This window comes from Paraburkholderia tropica, from assembly GCF_914484835.1.
Taxonomy (GTDB): Bacteria; Pseudomonadota; Gammaproteobacteria; order Burkholderiales; family Burkholderiaceae; genus Paraburkholderia; species Paraburkholderia tropica_A.
The window spans coordinates 96,568-112,430 of record NZ_CAJZAR010000079.1; the positions used below are offsets into that span (position 1 = coordinate 96,568).

14 protein-coding genes are annotated in these 15,863 nt (G+C 64.0%); 4 read left to right on the forward strand and 10 right to left on the reverse strand.

The features are described from left to right. Nucleotides 1-249: 249 nt before the first annotated feature. From LDO54_RS29930 to LDO54_RS29940, 3 genes are all read right to left on the reverse strand, one after another. On the reverse strand, nt 250-642 hold the full coding sequence (locus LDO54_RS29930; RefSeq protein WP_224014824.1) for a hypothetical protein: 393 nt from the start codon (nt 640-642) through the stop codon (nt 250-252). 68 nt (nt 643-710) lie between these two features. Beyond that, nucleotides 711-2,036 (reverse strand): MFS transporter, encoded by a 1,326-nt coding sequence (locus LDO54_RS29935; RefSeq protein WP_224014826.1) that lies wholly within the window; start codon nt 2,034-2,036, stop codon nt 711-713. An 80-nt stretch (nt 2,037-2,116) separates the two neighbouring features. Continuing rightward, on the reverse strand, nt 2,117-3,292 hold the full coding sequence (locus LDO54_RS29940) for a M20 aminoacylase family protein (protein WP_224014827.1): 1,176 nt from the start codon (nt 3,290-3,292) through the stop codon (nt 2,117-2,119). 136 nt (nt 3,293-3,428) lie between these two features. Between LDO54_RS29940 and LDO54_RS29945 the strand changes: the two genes are divergently transcribed. Then, nucleotides 3,429-4,379, forward strand: coding sequence for a LysR substrate-binding domain-containing protein (locus LDO54_RS29945; protein WP_224014829.1), 951 nt, complete (start codon nt 3,429-3,431; stop codon nt 4,377-4,379). Nucleotides 4,380-4,386: 7 nt separating this feature from the next. Here LDO54_RS29945 and bamA read toward each other — a convergent pair whose 3' ends face one another. Together bamA and LDO54_RS29955 are read right to left on the reverse strand one after the other, a co-directional pair. Beyond that, complete coding sequence (gene bamA / locus LDO54_RS29950; protein WP_224015210.1) at nt 4,387-6,633, reverse strand: outer membrane protein assembly factor BamA; 2,247 nt, start codon at nt 6,631-6,633, stop codon at nt 4,387-4,389. A 180-nt stretch (nt 6,634-6,813) separates the two neighbouring features. Next, nucleotides 6,814-7,212, reverse strand: coding sequence for a hypothetical protein (locus LDO54_RS29955; RefSeq protein WP_065065970.1), 399 nt, complete (start codon nt 7,210-7,212; stop codon nt 6,814-6,816). A 520-nt stretch (nt 7,213-7,732) separates the two neighbouring features. On the opposite strand from LDO54_RS29955, the gene LDO54_RS29960 reads away from it, so the two are divergent. Further along, the gene (locus LDO54_RS29960) at nt 7,733-8,809 is read left to right on the forward strand and encodes a phytoene/squalene synthase family protein (RefSeq protein WP_224014831.1); all 1,077 of its coding nucleotides are present in this window, start codon (nt 7,733-7,735) and stop codon (nt 8,807-8,809) included. Nucleotides 8,810-8,895: 86 nt separating this feature from the next. On the opposite strand, the gene mmsB is transcribed toward LDO54_RS29960, so the two are convergent. The 3 genes from mmsB to LDO54_RS29975 all read right to left on the reverse strand — a co-directional run bounded on the left by mmsB (nt 8,896) and on the right by LDO54_RS29975 (nt 12,766). Next, complete coding sequence (mmsB, locus tag LDO54_RS29965; protein WP_224014833.1) at nt 8,896-9,795, reverse strand: 3-hydroxyisobutyrate dehydrogenase; 900 nt, start codon at nt 9,793-9,795, stop codon at nt 8,896-8,898. 40 nt (nt 9,796-9,835) lie between these two features. Continuing rightward, nucleotides 9,836-11,362: a CoA-acylating methylmalonate-semialdehyde dehydrogenase gene (locus tag LDO54_RS29970; protein WP_224014835.1), complete on the reverse strand. Its 1,527-nt coding sequence runs from the start codon at nt 11,360-11,362 to the stop codon at nt 9,836-9,838. An 81-nt stretch (nt 11,363-11,443) separates the two neighbouring features. Continuing rightward, nucleotides 11,444-12,766, reverse strand: a complete 1,323-nt coding sequence (locus tag LDO54_RS29975) for an MFS transporter (RefSeq protein ID WP_224014837.1) — start codon at nt 12,764-12,766, stop codon at nt 11,444-11,446. Between the two features lie 104 nt (nt 12,767-12,870). On the opposite strand from LDO54_RS29975, the gene LDO54_RS29980 reads away from it, so the two are divergent. Further along, on the forward strand, nt 12,871-13,824 hold the full coding sequence (locus LDO54_RS29980; RefSeq protein WP_224014838.1) for a LysR family transcriptional regulator: 954 nt from the start codon (nt 12,871-12,873) through the stop codon (nt 13,822-13,824). Between the two features lie 125 nt (nt 13,825-13,949). Here LDO54_RS29980 and LDO54_RS29985 read toward each other — a convergent pair whose 3' ends face one another. Further along, nucleotides 13,950-14,333 (reverse strand): BON domain-containing protein, encoded by a 384-nt coding sequence (locus LDO54_RS29985; RefSeq protein WP_224014840.1) that lies wholly within the window; start codon nt 14,331-14,333, stop codon nt 13,950-13,952. Between the two features lie 371 nt (nt 14,334-14,704). Here LDO54_RS29985 and LDO54_RS29990 point away from each other — a divergent pair, with 371 nt between their 5' ends. Further along, a complete protein-coding gene (locus tag LDO54_RS29990; protein ID WP_224014842.1) occupies nt 14,705-14,932 on the forward strand; it encodes a hypothetical protein in 228 nt (75 codons plus the stop codon). Nucleotides 14,933-14,943: 11 nt separating this feature from the next. On the opposite strand, the gene LDO54_RS29995 is transcribed toward LDO54_RS29990, so the two are convergent. Next, nucleotides 14,944-15,825: a LysR substrate-binding domain-containing protein gene (locus LDO54_RS29995; RefSeq protein WP_224014844.1), complete on the reverse strand. Its 882-nt coding sequence runs from the start codon at nt 15,823-15,825 to the stop codon at nt 14,944-14,946. Nucleotides 15,826-15,863: the final 38 nt, after the last annotated feature.

Here is a 15,863-nt window from a genome sequence, read left to right on the forward strand (position 1 = left end):
CGTTGTCGACGATCTACGCTGGACCGACGAACCCGAGGCGGCTCCGGGCATACCTACCGGACGCGCTGCGCCGCCTTGAAGCTCGGAGCAGATCTTACTGTGTTTCTTGACATTGCATCCTTATGTTTGCCACTCTCTTCCATTTGCTATGCATAGCGAAATAATGGTGTATCGCGTTACGCAAATGGCAACGGAAAATAGCTTGAATGATTGCAAACCTGAGAACCGAATCGCTTAATGCCGGGCGCATTAATGATCGCGTTCGAGCCGTTTGATCGCGCCGAATTCCGCGCCGGGCAACGTGCGGATCAGTAACGCCATCGCGTCCGGCACGCGCTTGCGTTCGAGTTCGACATGCAGGCAAGCGAGTTCGCTGCGCCGGTCGATGTCGATGGTATACGCGCCCATCGCCTCGCCGAGCATGGCGTGAAGCAGGCGGCGCGCGAGTTGCGCGTCGTGCGTCGCCACGCGCACGATCATGCGCACGCACGAAAGCCTTTGCGTGGCGCGAGCCTGATCGATGCGCGCACGCGGCGCTTTGGGTTTGAATGACGAAACGGAGGCGAGATGATGCGGAAGCAGCGAAGCCATGTCGGGTAGTTGCGCGCCGCCCGGTTGCGCGGCGCGCGCGTGGTTGAACATGGCTCGATTCTAGAAAGACGCGCGCAAAGATCGCGTAAAGAAACGGTCGGTGCGTGCCAAAACCGTATTCAATCGAGCGGACGTCCGGCCGGTTCGCGAATCAGCGGCAAGGCCAGCAGCGAAACCGCGCCGCAGCCAATCAGATACCACGCGGGCGCGAGCGGATCGCCGAGCAGTTTGATGAGCCACGTCGCGAAGAATTGCGCGAAGCCGCCGAAGATCGAGACGCCCAGGCAATACACGATGGACATGCCCGTGACGCGGATCGACTGAGGAAAAAGCTCGGGCAGCATGACGATGTTCGGCACCGCCGTGAACGCGACGATCGCGCCCAGCACGCCCACCACGGTCAGCACCATGCCGACCGTGGGCATCGCGTGAATCAGCATGAACGCGGGATAAATCGCGGCGATCAGCAGCACGCGCGACACGCCGAGCACCCACTTGCGCCCCACGCGATCGGAGAGCCAGCCCGCGAACGGCGAGCACACCGCCGTGACGAGCGCGGCCACCAGCGCCGCACTCATGCCCACCGAAACCGGCAAGCCGAGCATCTTGATCGCATAGGTGGACATGTAGAACAGCACGATATAGTTGGCCGCCGTGCCGCCGATCGTGGTGACCACACCCGCCACGAGCGCCACGCGATGACGCGTGAAAATCTCGCGCAACGGCCGCGCGACGTCCACGGCGGCGGCGCCTTCGGCGGGCTGTGCATGCACGAGCGTTTCGTCGAGATGGCGGCGGATATAAACGCCCACGGGCGCGACCAGCATGCCGAGCACGAACGGCACGCGCCAGCCCCAGCTTTCGAGCGCCGATGGCGTCAGCGCCGTCGAGAGCGCCACGCCGATCAGCGCGCCGCAGACGGCGTTGAGCCCCTGGCTCACGAACTGCCAGCTGCCGTAGAAGCCGCGTGTGCGGTCGTCGGCGTATTCGAGCAGCAGCGACGTGGACGCGCCCACTTCGCCGCCCACCGCGAAGCCCTGGATCAGACGCGCGAGCAGAATGAGTGCGGGCGCGGCGAGCCCGATCTGCGCATACGTGGGCGCGAACGCGATCAGCGCGGAGCCGAGCGCCATGAGCCAGAGCGTGAGCGTCATGGCGGCTTTGCGGCCCGCACGGTCGGCGAACGCGCCGATCAGCACGCCGCCCAGCGGACGCACGATGAAACCCACGCCGAAACTGCCCACGGCCAGCATCAACTGATTCAGCGCGCCATGCACCGGAAAATACAGGGCGCCGATCGTCGAGGCGAAGAAGCTGTAAACCGTGAAATCGAAAAACTCGAGGCCATTGCCGAGCGTGATCGCGGCGATGGCTTTCGCACGCGTGACGCGCGTGTGCGCGTGCGGCGACGCATCCGTGGCGCTGTGCAGCGAACTGGCGTTCATCGTGAGTCTCCTCCTGTCCCGGTTCGAGCGCGCGGCGCCCGATCCTTTAATACTTCGCTATCCGAATCAAGGGTTCGGTATCAAGGCTGCAAGAAACGCTCGGCCAGTTTGACCCAGTACGCGGCGCCCGTCGCGAGGCAATCGTCGTTGAAATCGTAGCCGGGATTGTGGACCATGCAGCCGCCCTCCCCGTCGCCGTTTCCGATGATCAGATAACTGCCCGCGCAGTGTTCGAGCAGGAACGCGAAGTCCTCGCTGCCCGTGAGCGGGTCCATGTCGTGAATCAGCCCCGCTTCGCCGAGCCAGTCGCGCGCGACGTCCTGCGCGAAGACGGTCATCGCCGGGTCGTTCACCAGCACAGGATAACGGCGCTGATAATCGATGCGCGCCGTCGCGCCATACACGCTCGCCTGCGCATGCACGAGCGCGGTAATGCGCGCTTGCAGCAGATCGCGCACCTCGGGCCGCAGCGCGCGCACCGAGAGTTTCATCTGCGCGGTTTGCGGAATCACGTTGGGCGCGTCGCCCGCGTGAATCGCGCCGACCGTGACGATCGCCATGTCGAGCGGCGGCACGTTGCGCGACACGATGGTCTGCAACGCGAGCACGACGTTCGCGCAGACGACCACCGGATCGATGGCCTTATGCGGCACCGCGCCATGGCCGCCGCGACCGTCGATATCGATCACGACCGTATCCGACGACGCCATGAACGGCCCCGCGCGAAATCCCAGCTTGCCGGTCGGAAAGCCCGGCATGTTGTGCATCGCGAACACGGCATCGCACGGAAAACGCTCGAAGAGACCTTCGTCGAGCATGCGCTTCGCGCCGCCCAGGCCTTCCTCGGCGGGTTGAAAGATCAGATGCAGCGTGCCGTCGAAACTGCGCGACTGCGCGAGATGCTTCGCTGCCGCGAGCAGCATCGCGGTGTGGCCGTCGTGACCGCACGCGTGCATCTTGCCGGGAATGCGGCTCGCGTAATCGAGCCCGGTGGCTTCGTGAATCGGCAGCGCGTCCATGTCGGCGCGCAGGCCCAGACGCCGCGCGCCGCTGCCCGCTTTCAGCGTGCCCACCACGCCCGTACCGCCCAGCCCGCGATGGACCTCGTAGCCCCATTCGGCCAGCCGCTGCGCGACCAGATCGCTCGTCACGAACTCCTCGTAGCCGAGTTCGGGGTGCGCGTGGATTGCGTGGCGCAGCGCGATCATTTCTGCTTCGATCGCGGCAATTTCGGGCGGGATCGCCATCGTGTTCATCGGGGAGTCTCCTGCTTCGATGCAGTTCGAGGTTCAGCGAGGTTCAGCAAGGCTCAGGATAATGACGCCGTTTTTTCGCCGACAGCCCTACAATGGTTGGCCCGCCAACCAGAGGTACGCACTCGGGTTTTCCCTCATGAAGTTCCATCAGTTCCGGGCGCTCGTCGCCATGGCCGATACCGGCAGCATCCGCGCGGCCGCGCGCGCGCTCGGCATCTCGCCCGCCGCGGCCACCAAGGCCGTGCGCGAACTCGAAGCCGAGCAGCAGATCGCACTGGTGACGCGCAACGCGAACGGCATCGCCTTCACCGAGGCGGGCCAGGCGCTGCTCGTGCATGCGCGCGCGATCGTGCATCAGATGGCGCGCGCCCAGGACGAACTTGACGCGCGGCGCGGCAGCGGCGGCGGCAAGCTCGCCATCGGCGTGACGCCGTGGCTCGCGCTCTCGTTTCTGCCCGACGCCGTCACGCTGTTTCGCGCGCGCATGCCCGAGATGCAGCTGGAGTTCTACGAGGGGCTGCTCAATATCGTGATGCCGCGTCTGCGCGACGGCTCGCTCGACTTCTCGCTCGGCAAACCGGGACTCGCGTCGCTGCACGCCGAATTCACGCAGACGCCGATCTTCGCCACCGAATCCGCCGTGGTCGTGCGCAAAGGTCATCCGCTCGAACACACGCATTCGCTGCGCGATCTTCAGGATTGCGAATGGTTGCTCAACTGGGACCCGGCGAGCAAGGACATGATCGCCGACGACGTGTTCCGCCGCCACGGCCTGCCGCTGCCGCGCACGGTGCATCTCGCGCATTCGTTCATCGTCGCGATGGGGCTGATCATGAACACCGACATGGCCAGCATCTTTCCGTGGCCATTGGTGGAAACGCGCATCGCGCGCGAGAATCTGCGCGCGCTGTCGCTACAGGAGGAAGTGGACCGCACCGTGGTGAGCGTGGTCGCGCGGCGCGGCGTGCCGCTCTCGGCCGCCGCGGAATGCTTTCTCGATTGCCTCAAGCAGGCGATCCGCTCTGGAGAATCCTCGCAGGATCCAGAGCGGCGCCGCCTGTATCACTCGCTCGAGTTGCTGATCTGATCGCCGCTTAGAACGACGTACCGATCTGGAACTGGAACTTCTGATACTGATCGCCCGAGTGCTTGACGATCGGGAAGCCGATGTCGAGCTTGAGCGGCCCGATCGGCGAGATCCATTCCAGACCCGCGCCATAGCTGTAACGCAGGCCGTTCGCGCCGGTGCTGTTGCCTTCCGTGCCCCAGACGTTACCGCCGTCGAGGAACGTGAAGACGCGCAGCGTGCGGTCGTAGCCGGTGCCGGGCAGCGGGAACGTGAGTTCGATATTGCCGACCACCATCTTCGAACCGCCGATCGGATCGCCCGTGCTGGAGTCGCGCGGACCGAGCGAACCCGACTCGTAGCCGCGCACCGAACCGATACCGCCCGCGTAGTAGTTCTTGAAGATCGGGTACGCGCCGCCAATGCCGTTGCCGTAGCCGCCCTGGAAATTCAGGCCGAGCACGAAACCGCGCGCGAACGAGTAGTAATACTGCATCTGCGCGTCGGCCTTGTAGTACTGCAGGCCGGCAGGCGTGCCGTATTCGGCGTTGGCCTGCGCGAAGTAACCGCGGCTCGGCACCAGCGCGCTGTCACGATTGTCGCGCGACCAGCCCACCGTCAACGGTACGATATTCGACACGCGGCCGAAATCGGCGACGTAATCCTTATACGTCTGCGGCGTGGTCGAGTCGATATCCAGACGATCCTGTTCGATGCCGAGACCGAAATACACCATATCGGTTTCGGAAAACGGAATGCCGAATTTCATGTCCGCGCCATACGAAACGATACGGAAACTCGTGTCGTTGGTGCTCGAATAATAAAGCGGCTCGGTCGTGCGGTAATAGACGTCGGTAATGCGCTTGATGCCGTCGACCGTGAAATACGGATCGATCTGCGTGACCGACAGCGTGCGGTACGTGCTCGCCGTATTCACGTTCAGCGACAGCGTATTGCCCGAACCGAACACGTTGTCCTGCGAAATGCCCGCCGAAATGATCGGGCCTTCGCCCGAGCCGTAACCCACGCCCAGCGAGAGCGTGCCGGTCGGCTTCTCGGTCACGTTCACGTCCACGTCGACCTGATCCTGCGTGCCTTCAACCGGCACGGTCGTCACATCGACGTTGGTGAAATAGCCCAGACGATTCACGCGGTCCTTCGACAGCGCGAGGCGGTTCGAATCGAACCACGCGCTTTCGAGCTGGCGCATTTCGCGGCGAATCACTTCGTCGCGCGTGCGCGTGTTGCCGGTGATGTTCACGTGCCTCACATAAACACGGCGGCTCGGATCGACTTGCAGTGTCAGCGCCACGGTGTGATGCTGCTGGTCGATCTGCGGTTCGGCGTTGACGGTCGCGAACGCGTAGCCGTATTCGCCGAGATGATCGACGAGCGCCTTGGTCGTGTCCTTAAGTTTTTGCGCCGAGAAACGCTGGCCTTTTTTCACGCCAATCAGTTTCGTGAGTTCGGCTTCGCGATTGAGCAGATTGCCCGCGAGCTTCACGCTCGAAATCGTGTACGGCTCGCCTTCATGTATCGAGATCGTCAGATACATGTCCTTCTTGTCGGGCGACAGCGAGACCTGCGTGGAGTCGATATTGAACTCCAGATAGCCGCGATCCAGATAATACGAGCGCACGTTTTCCAGATCGCCCGTGAGCTTGTCCTTCGAATACAGATCGTTCTTCGTGTACCACGAGAACCAGTTCGGCGTCGAAAGCTGCATCTCGTCGCGCAGCGTGCTTTCCGTGAACACGTTATTGCCGATGAAGTTCACCTGGCGGATCTTCGCGCTCGGTCCTTCGATCACCGAGAACAGCAAGGCCACGCGATTGCGGTCGATCGGCGTGACCGTGGTCGTCACCTCGGCGGCGTAGTAGCCGCGCGTGAGGTACTGGCGCTTGAGTTCCTGCTCGGCGCGGTCGACGAGCGCCTTGTCGTAGCTGCGGCCCGGCGAGAGACCCACGGCGCCGAGCGCCTTGTTCAGATTGTCCTTGTCGAACTCGTGAATGCCCGCGAAGTCGATCGTGCCGATCGCCGCGCGTTCCTGCACCTGCACGACGACCGTGCGGCCCTCGGTGGCAATGCGCACGTCGCTGAAGAAGCCCGTTGCGTAGAGCGCGCGGATCGCGTCGGAGGCCTTGTCGTCGGAGAAGGTGTCGCCCTGCTTGATCGGCAGATAGGCGAACACGGTGCCCGGTTCGATGCGCTGCAGGCCGTCGATGCGAATGTCCTGGACCACGAAGGGTTCCGTGGCGTGCGCGGTGGCGGCCATGCTCAGGCCAAGGCCAGCGAAGGTCAGCGCGCGGGTGTAGCGCGTGGTAGATGAAACCGTCATGCGGGAGGTCGAGAGTAAGGCCAACGGGAACGCCGCGTTTGCGCGCGCGGCGAGAAGGACGGCAGCGGCGGGAGCCGCGGCCACGTGACGAAGCGGCCGGCGCACGGCCGCCCTGCGCTATTGCACGCGCATCGAAGCGGGCCGCAGCGGCTTGGCGAGTCCGGTCGCGAGCGAGAGCACTTCGGTCATGTGCGCGGCTTGCGACGGATGCAGGCGGAACGACAGTTCCGCGCCGCCCGGCAAGCGGAAGCTCACCACCAGATGCTGCACGGCGCCCGACTCGCGGCCGATCTCCCACGCCTCGCAGGGCATGGTGAATTTGACGCTCGCACTCTTGTGACGAATGCGCTCCGAACGGCCAATCGCGTTCGAAAGTGCGGCCAGCAATTCGTGCATGACCGAACAGTGCACGGCGACGCTGTCTGGCTGATTACTATTCACCATCAGATACTGGCCGTCCGCGGTCAGCTCGAAACCGCGCAGCGAGTCGATGGCAAGTGACGTGGACGTGGACATAGACGGCGCCTCCGTGACAAAAACCATCGGCGGAGTGTAGTGAGATGGCGCCGCGAAGCCATTACCCCTTGCGTTACGCGTATTACTTTCATCAATATTGCCGCGTAAGAGATCGGCGTTTTGCGGTCCGTTAATGCGCGCGGCATTGCACGCCACGCCTGCGATTCACGCCTTGAATCGCGGTCCTTTCAAATTACGTCACGCGAAATGGGGAATGAGGGGCGAAAAATACGTCGTAACGAAAACGATTACCGCGACTGTCGATAAGCCGACAAGAACCTGAACAGGAGATCAATGTGGCGCGCGGAAATGCGCGGAGAAATTTGCACCGCGAGCGGGTGCCGTGGAAAACACAGGCGGTTGCGGCCATCGGGAATTGGCCCGAAGCGTGGCCCCTGGTGTGGTCGAGGTTTGGCCCGAGCGTGCCCCAAAATTCGGCGCCCAGGCGCTACCGGGTCGGTCCCTCGTCGTCCACGCTACAATGCGGCTGCCGTTATTCAGCCTCATCCAGCCAACCGACATGCAGAATTCTAACCGGGCCTACCTGCTCGGGCCGTTGCTCAAAGGCGTTTCCCGCTCGTTCTACCTCACGCTGCGCGTGCTGCCCGTGGGCATGCGCGATCCCGTGGGCGAGGCGTATCTGCTCGCGCGCGCCGCCGACACCATCGCCGACACCTCGCTGATCCCGCCCGCCCAGCGTCTCGCGCTGCTGCTGGCGTTCCGCGAGCGCGTGAATGGGACGTCAGGCGCGATGTCCGACGGCGACGCGCTCAAGCGCATCGCCAGCGAAGTCGCCGGCCAGCAGACGCAATCGGACGAAAAACGGCTGCTCGAATCGCTCGACGGCGCGCTCGATGTGCTCGGCCAGCTCGACGAGGCCGACCGCGTCGCCGTGCGCGAGATCGTCACGACGCTCACGGAAGGCATGGAATTCGATCTGCGCACCTTCCCCGACGAGCGCTCGGGCCAGGTGGCCGCGCTCGGCACGTGGGACGAACTCGACCGCTATACGTATCTGGTGGCGGGCTGCGTCGGCGAGTTCTGGACGAAGATGACGTACCTGCATATTCCCGGCGCGCTCGATCCGGCGCTGCGCGACACCATGTACCAGCGCGGCGTGCGTTTCGGCAAGGCCCTGCAGATGGTGAACGTGCTGCGCGATTGCGGCAAGGATCTGCGCATCGGCCGCTGCTATCTGCCCGCCACGATGCTCGCGCAAGCGGCGCTCTCGCCCGCCGACCTGATGCAGCCGGGCACCTCGGCGCGCGCGCGTCCGCTGATGTTCGGCCTCGTGCGCATCGCACTCGATCATTTCCGCGCGGCCATCGACTACACGTTCGCGCTGCCGCGCCTGTCGCTGCGTCTGCGCCTCGCGTGTTTGTGGCCGATCCTGATCGGCCTCGAAACGCTCGAACGTCTCGTCGATAACGAGGACTGGCTCGATCCCGCGCGTCCGTCCAAGCTCACGCGCAACGACGTCTATCGCATTCTCGCGTGCTCGACGCTCGCCGCGCCCTCGAACGCGCTGCTCGATGCGTGGTTCAAGCGCCTGCTCAAGCGCATCGAGTCGCGCATGAAGGCGATCGAGGCGATTTAAAGCATTTAAACCCTTTAAATCGCCGTCAACGTAAAACGGCGCGTGCCGATCTGCGCACGCGCCGTATTCAAACCAGGCTGAAACGCTCAGCCCTTCTCGTGACTCTCGCGCCGATAGAGCTTGATGATCGCCGAGAAGTCGAGCTTGCCGTCGCCGTGGCTGCTCATCGCCTGATAAAGCTGCTGCGCGAGCGCGCCCATGTACGCGGGCTGACGCGCCTGCTTCGCGGCGTCGGTGGCGAGACCCAGATCCTTGAGCATCAGATCGGTGCCGAAGCCGCCCGTATAGCCGCGCGACGACGGCGCGGTTTCGATCACGCCCGGGAACGGGTTATACGTGTCCGAGCTCCAGCAGCGGCCCGTCGACGTATTCATGATGCCGCCCAGCACCTTCGCGTCGATGCCGAGCGCCTCGCCGAGCGCCATCGCTTCCGCCACGCCCGCCATCGTCACGCCGAGCACGAGGTTGTTGCAGAGCTTCGCGACCTGCCCCGTGCCGGTCTCGCCGCAATGGACGATGTTCTTGCCCATGCCCGAGAGCACCGGCTTCACGCTTTCATAGAGCGCCGCCGTGCCGCCCACCATGAAGGTGAGCGTGCCCGCCACCGCGCCGCCCGTGCCGCCCGAGACCGGCGCATCGACGAAGCGGTTGCCGTTCGCTTCGGCGAGCGCCGCGAACGCCTTCGCGCTGGCCGGATCGATGGTGCTCGAATCGATGATCGTCACGCCCTTCGTGACGCCCGCGAGCACGCCGTCCTCGGCGCTCAGCACGGTGCGCACGTGCGCGGCGGCGGGCAGCATGGTGATGACCCACTCCGCGCACGTGGCGGCCGCTTTCGGCGACGCGGCCAGCGTCGCGCCCGCGTCGGCGAGCGTGCGCATCGCGTCGGCGCTCAGGTCGAACACGCTCAGCGTGTGGCCCGCCTTGATCAGATTGAGCGCCATCGGCGCGCCCATATGGCCCAGCCCGATGAAACCGATTTTCATGAGCCTCTCTCCATTTTTTATGTGCGAGTGAAATGAGCGCTCAGCGCAGGCTGATCGTGGTGTTCACGCCGTCGTTGACGGTGGCGTCGTCGAACCAGCGCGCCGTGACGGTCTTGGTCTGCGTGTAGAACTGCACGACCTGCTTGCCGTACGGACCGAGATCGCCGAGCTTCGAACCGCGCGAACCCGTGAAGCTGAAATACGGCACCGGCACCGGAATCGGAATGTTGATACCCACCTGGCCGATATCGATTTCGCTCTGGAATTTGCGCGCCGCCGCGCCGCTCTGCGTGAACAGGCCCACGCCGTTGCCGAACGGATTCGCATTGACGAGCGCGATGGCCTCGTCGAGCGTATTCACCGTGAGCACGACCAGCACCGGCCCGAAAATCTCGTGGGTGTAAATGTCCATATCGGTCTTCACGTTCGTGAAGATCGTCGGACCGACGAAGTTGCCGTCCTCGTAGCCGGGCACCTTCACGTCGCGGCCATCGAGCGCGAGCGTCGCGCCCTGCTTCACGCCCGATTCGATCAGGCCGAGAATGCGCTGCTTCGCGACGCGCGAGACCACCGGACCCACATCGGTCTTCGGCTCGTGGCCCGCGTTGACCTTGAGCGTCTTCGCCTTCTCGACGAGTTCGGGCACCCACTGCTGCGCCGCGCCCACCAGCACCACGACCGAAGTGGCCATGCAGCGCTGACCCGCCGCGCCGAACGCCGCGCCCGCCAGCGCGTTGAGCGCCTGCTCGCGGTTCGCATCGGGCAGCACGACGGCGTGATTCTTCGCGCCCATCATCGACTGCACGCGCTTGCCATGTTCGCTGCCGAGGCGATAGACATGCGTGCCCACCGCCGTCGAGCCGACGAACGAAATCGCCTTCACGAGCGGATGCGAGCAGATCGCGTCGACCACTTCCTTGCCGCCGTGCACGACGTTGAGCACGCCCTTCGGAATGCCCGCTTCGAGCGCGAGTTCAACGAGCTGCATGGTCGAGAGCGGGTCCTGTTCGGACGGCTTGAGCACGAAGGTGTTGCCGCAGACGATCGCCATCGGGAACATCCACAGCGGAATCATGGCGGGGAAATTGAACGGCGTGATGCCCGCGCAGACACCGATCGGTTGTTGCAGCGTGTACGTATCCACGCCGCCCGCCACGTTCTCGGCGAAACCGCCCTGCTGCAGCGTGCCGATCGAACAGGCGTGCTCGACCACTTCGAGGCCGCGGAAGATATCGCCTTCGGCGTCGGGCAGCGTCTTGCCCTGCTCGGCCGTGAGCGTCTTCGCGATGCGCGGCATGTTCTCGCGAATCAACGCCTGCAATTTGAGCATGATGCGCAAACGCGCGCCGAGCGACGTGTTCTTCCACTCCGCGAACGCGGCGTGTGCGCTCTTGACCGCGGCATCGACTTCGGCGACGGTCGCGAACGGCACGCGCGCCAGCACTTCCTGCGTGGCCGGATTGACGATGTCGCGCCATTCCTGGCTTTTCGATTCGACGAATTCGCCGTCGATCAGCAGCTTGACGGTCGAGACCTGCGCGTTGGAATCCTGGGTGACTGCGTTCATGATGAACTCTCTGCGAAAGGGATGAACGGGTCCGGCTTCGACTGCGGTTGAAACCGGATTGGCAGGAATACGAACCATCTATCAATCGTAATGCGAGCGCATGGCCAGCGTGCACAGAAACGCGATCACGCCCAGCGCGACCATATACGCCACCACGTAATGCGGATTGCCGCCGCCCCAGGCGAGCAGCGCGGTCGCGATCATCGGCGCGACGCCGCCGCCCAGCACGCCGGCCACCTGCACCGACACCGAGATGCCGCTATAGCGGATTTCCGCCGGAAACTGCGCGGCGAACAATTGCGATTCGGGCGCATAGAGAATCGGGAACACCACGCCGACGCCGAGCACCATCGCCCACCACACCGTGAGCGGATGAAGCGTTTCGAGCATCGCGAAGAACGGCGCGACGAACGCCGCCATGACGACGAGGCCCGCGAGAAACAGACGCTTCTGTCCGATACGGTCGCTGAGCCAGCCGCAGAACGGCATGGTCGCGAGCGAGAGCACGGCGCCCGCCGTAATCGCGTGCAAGATCTGCGCCTTGGGAATCTTCAGCTGATTCGCGGCATAGGCGAGCGCGAACGCCACCACGAGATAAAACCACGTGTTCTCCGCCGTGCGCGCACCGATGATGATGAGCAGGTCGCGCGGCTGGCGTCGCAGCACTTCGAGCACGGGTGCTTTCACGGGCGCGCGTTCCTTTTTCACGCGCTCGAAATCGGGCGATTCCGGCACGCGCACACGAATCACCCAGCCGAGCAGCACAAGCGCGATGCTCGCCAGAAACGGAATGCGCCAGCCCCACGAGAGCAGATCCGCTTCAGGCAGCGCGGTGACGGCCGCCATCGCGATCGACGAAAGAATCAGGCCGAAACCCACGCCCGTTTGCGGCAGCGAACCGAAGAAGCCCTTGCGGCCCGGCGGCGCGTGTTCGACGGCCATCAGCACCGCGCCGCCCCATTCGCCGCCCACGGCCATGCCCTGCAGAAAACGCATGGCGACGAGCAGCACGGCGGCCCAATAACCGATGCTCTGATACGAAGGAATCAGGCCGATCACCATGCTCGGAATGCCCATCAGCAGCAGCGTGGCGAGCAGCATCGACTTGCGGCCGACGCGGTCGCCGAAATGGCCGAACACGATGCCGCCCATCGGACGGCCGATAAAGCCCACGCCATAGGTCGCGAAGGCCGCGAGCGTGCCCAGGATCGGGTCGAGCGTCGGGAAGAACACCTTGTTGAAAACGAGGGCGGCGGCGGTGCCGTAGAGGAAGAAGTCGTACCACTCGATGGTGGTGCCGGCCATGCTGGCCCAGCCGGCGATCAGATAGTCGCGCGTCCTGCGTTTTTGTTCTGGAACGGGAACGGCCACTGCCGCCCCGTCCGGGGTGGACTGCATGTGCATCGTTTGTCTCCATCCATATTGTGTGCGGCCGTCTTTTCAGCGACCTGCAAACGAGTATAGTTATTCGAATATCCACGGCATAGAGATGAAAAAGCCCATCCGATATGCAAAAAAACACAACGGGACAGATGGAGACATTGAACTGGGACGATTTGCGCTACTTCCTCGAAGTGGCGCGCACGCAGCGCGCGAGCGGCGCGGCGAAGCGCCTGGGCGTCGATCACACCACGGTGGCGCGGCGCGTGCGTGAACTGGAAGCCGCGCTCGGCACGGTGCTGTTCGACAAGTCGCGCGCGGGCGGCTTCGTGCTGACCGCCGAGGGCCAGCGCCTGCTCGCCTACGCCGACGCCGTGGAAACCACGGTGCAGTCGGCGAGCGAGCAATTCGCGCTGGGCGCGCAATCGCTTTCAGGGCATGTGCGAGTGGGATCGACGGAAGGGTTCGGCTGTTTTTTTCTCGCGCCGCAACTCGCGCGTTTTACGGGCCAGCATCCCGACATGTCGATCGACCTGCTGCCGGTACCGCATTTTGTGAGTCTTTCGAAACGCGAAGCCGATCTGGCGATCATGCTGGAGCGCCCGGAGCGCGGCCAATATGTTTATACGAAGCTCAGCGACTATCGGCTGAGATTGTATGGGACACCTGACTATCTCGCGCGGCACGCGCCGATTCGCAGCGCCACCGATCTGCGCCATCACGCGTTCATCAGCTATGTCGCCGATCTCGCCTTCAGCCACGAACTGCTCTATCTCGAACGCGCGGCGCCGAACGTCAAGGCGAATCTGTGCAGCACCAGCGTGATCGCGCAATATCATGCGGCCGTGCAAGGCAGCGCGCTGGCGATCCTGCCGTGCTTCATGGCCGAGCCCGATCCGCGTCTGGTCTCGGTCCTGCCCGATGAAATCGTGGTGACGCGGCGTTTCTGGCTGTGCAGCCGCGAAGAGTTGCGCAAGCTGCGGCGCATCACGTCGCTATGGGATTATCTGCGCGCCGCCGCCGACGCGAATCAGCCTTTGCTGATGGGCGAATCGCCCGAGATGCACTACGTCGAGGCCTGAACGCGCGCACAAAAGAAAACCGCACATGCAATTCGGTTCGCGAATGGCATGTGCGGTTTCGAAGCGGAACCGGAGTGCATCCCGCGCCCCACGCGCGCGATGCATTCCCGTTCGGGTGCAGCGGATCAGGTCCCGACCGGACGGATCGTCAGCGCGTTCTTCACCGACGTCACGCCGGCCACGCCCTTGGCCACTTCCGTGGCGCGGTCGATCTGCGGTTGCTCCGGCACGGTGCCTTGCAGGACCACGGCGCCGTCGCGAGCACGCACGGTGATGTTGGCCACGCTGATGTCCTTGGACTTCGCGAGTGCCGAACGCACCTTGCGCGACAGCGCGCGGTTAGCGGCCTTGGCGGACTTGTATTGCGCCTTCGAGTCCTTCAGCTGAGCCTGGGCTGCGTCGGTCGGTGCAGCGGCGGGCGCGCTGGCGGCGTCCTGCGCATACACGTGGAGCGAAGCGGCGACGAGCATCGTGCCTGCCGCCAGTTTGAACGCCTGAATAGCCTTCATGCAGTTTTCTCCTGTTGTCACAGTTTTTTGATAGCCCTCTAGGGGCCGTGCACTACGCTTTCACTTCGAATCAGACGCTGTCATTGCGGCAGATGTGACTGCGGCAATCGCATCGGGAACTAACGATACTCCAATTATTTCAACCTTGATGCGAAACCGTCGTGGCACGGGCCTTCTGTGGCTAATCTGTGACTTCATTTCCACAGACGAATCGGCATGCCCCTGCAGTCCGCCACCACACGCCGTCCCGGATGCCAGGACAAAGCGCGTTTATGGTGATGCCATTCAATCGCATTCACGCGTTTTCATTGCCGGACAATGCCGCGTGCGCAATGTGCGCCTAAAGAGTGCATGCACAATGAATATTGCGGATGCATCTTTCTTTTCACCCTTTACTGCACGCTATTGCCGGCTATTCGATGCTGCATTGGCGCGCTATTCACCCACCATTGACTCGCTATTGGCTCACCATTGGCGCGGTATTCGCGCGTCATTGCCCGCCTTTATCGCAAACAACGTATGTCATTCACCGCCCGTTGACGCGCATCGACACAGGTTTTACCCGCATTGATTTTTATCCGCATGGAATGGCGCCCTAAAACATGCGCATTCAGCGCGCGAGCTGCGACTTGACCCAGCGATAGAACTGCTGGATCGCGGCTTCGCGCGGATGGCCCTCGCGCCAGGTGAAGTAATAGTCGAGCGAGGCGGGAATGCGCACCTGCCCGAGTTGCACCAGTTCGCCGCGTTCGATGAAATCGCGCGCGAGTTGCAGCCGCGCGGTGGCCGCGCCCTGCCCGGCCACCGTCGCCTGAAGCAGCAGGCCGGCGTCGTCGAAGATGGGGCCGCGCTCGGGCTCCGCGCCCGCCACGCCAGCGGCTTCGAAGAAGTCGCGCCACGAGCGCCGCGAGAAGCGCAGCAGCGGCATGTGCGGCAGGTCGGCGATGCGGAAATCGGGGTAGCGCGCGAGCAGCGCGGGGCTGCACACGGCCACGACCTGGTCGTCGAGCAGCTTGCGGATCTGGAAACCGGGTTCGTCGACCCGGCGATGCCAGATGCCGATATCGAACGGATAGGGATCGGGCGGCGTGACGTCGGCATGCATGCGCATCGACAGATCGACGTCGGGATAGCGGTCGTAAAAGTCGCCGAGACGCGGGATCAGCCACACCGACGCGAAATCGGACATCACGCTCAGTTCGAGACGCGTGACGCCGCTCACGCCGGGACGCGTGGCGTCGAGCGCGTCGCGCAGGTCGTCGAGACTGCGGCGCACGCGCTCGGCGAGCTGCGCGCCCGCCGCGGTCGGGATCATCTGGCCGCCGGCGCGCCGGAACAGCTCGACGCCCAGTTCCGCTTCGAGCCCGCGCAGATGGTGGCTCACGGCGCTGTGCGTCAAATGCAATTCTTCCGCGGCGCGGCTGAAACTGCGCCGCCGCGCCGCCGCTTCTAGCGCGCGCAGGGCCTGCAAAGGAGGGAGCGTTCGGGACATGACGTCAAATTTTACTCACAATCGCGGCTGAAATCTCT

Coding starts and splice junctions, on each gene's coding strand:
- LDO54_RS29980 (WP_224014838.1), top strand. CDS start 12,871: ATGCAAAAAAACACAACGGGACAGATGGAGACATTGAACTGGGACGAT.
- LDO54_RS29945 (WP_224014829.1), top strand. CDS start 3,429: ATGAAGTTCCATCAGTTCCGGGCGCTCGTCGCCATGGCCGATACCGGC.
- LDO54_RS29940 (WP_224014827.1), bottom strand. CDS start 3,292: ATGAACACGATGGCGATCCCGCCCGAAATTGCCGCGATCGAAGCAGAA.
- LDO54_RS29960 (WP_224014831.1), top strand. CDS start 7,733: ATGCAGAATTCTAACCGGGCCTACCTGCTCGGGCCGTTGCTCAAAGGC.
- mmsB (WP_224014833.1), bottom strand. CDS start 9,795: ATGAAAATCGGTTTCATCGGGCTGGGCCATATGGGCGCGCCGATGGCG.
- LDO54_RS29990 (WP_224014842.1), top strand. CDS start 14,705: ATGCATCTTTCTTTTCACCCTTTACTGCACGCTATTGCCGGCTATTCG.
- bamA (WP_224015210.1), bottom strand. CDS start 6,633: ATGGCCGCCACCGCGCACGCCACGGAACCCTTCGTGGTCCAGGACATT.
- LDO54_RS29930 (WP_224014824.1), bottom strand. CDS start 642: ATGTTCAACCACGCGCGCGCCGCGCAACCGGGCGGCGCGCAACTACCC.
- LDO54_RS29995 (WP_224014844.1), bottom strand. CDS start 15,825: ATGTCCCGAACGCTCCCTCCTTTGCAGGCCCTGCGCGCGCTAGAAGCG.
- LDO54_RS29955 (WP_065065970.1), bottom strand. CDS start 7,212: ATGTCCACGTCCACGTCACTTGCCATCGACTCGCTGCGCGGTTTCGAG.
- LDO54_RS29935 (WP_224014826.1), bottom strand. CDS start 2,036: ATGAACGCCAGTTCGCTGCACAGCGCCACGGATGCGTCGCCGCACGCG.
- LDO54_RS29975 (WP_224014837.1), bottom strand. CDS start 12,766: ATGCACATGCAGTCCACCCCGGACGGGGCGGCAGTGGCCGTTCCCGTT.
- LDO54_RS29970 (WP_224014835.1), bottom strand. CDS start 11,362: ATGAACGCAGTCACCCAGGATTCCAACGCGCAGGTCTCGACCGTCAAG.
- LDO54_RS29985 (WP_224014840.1), bottom strand. CDS start 14,333: ATGAAGGCTATTCAGGCGTTCAAACTGGCGGCAGGCACGATGCTCGTC.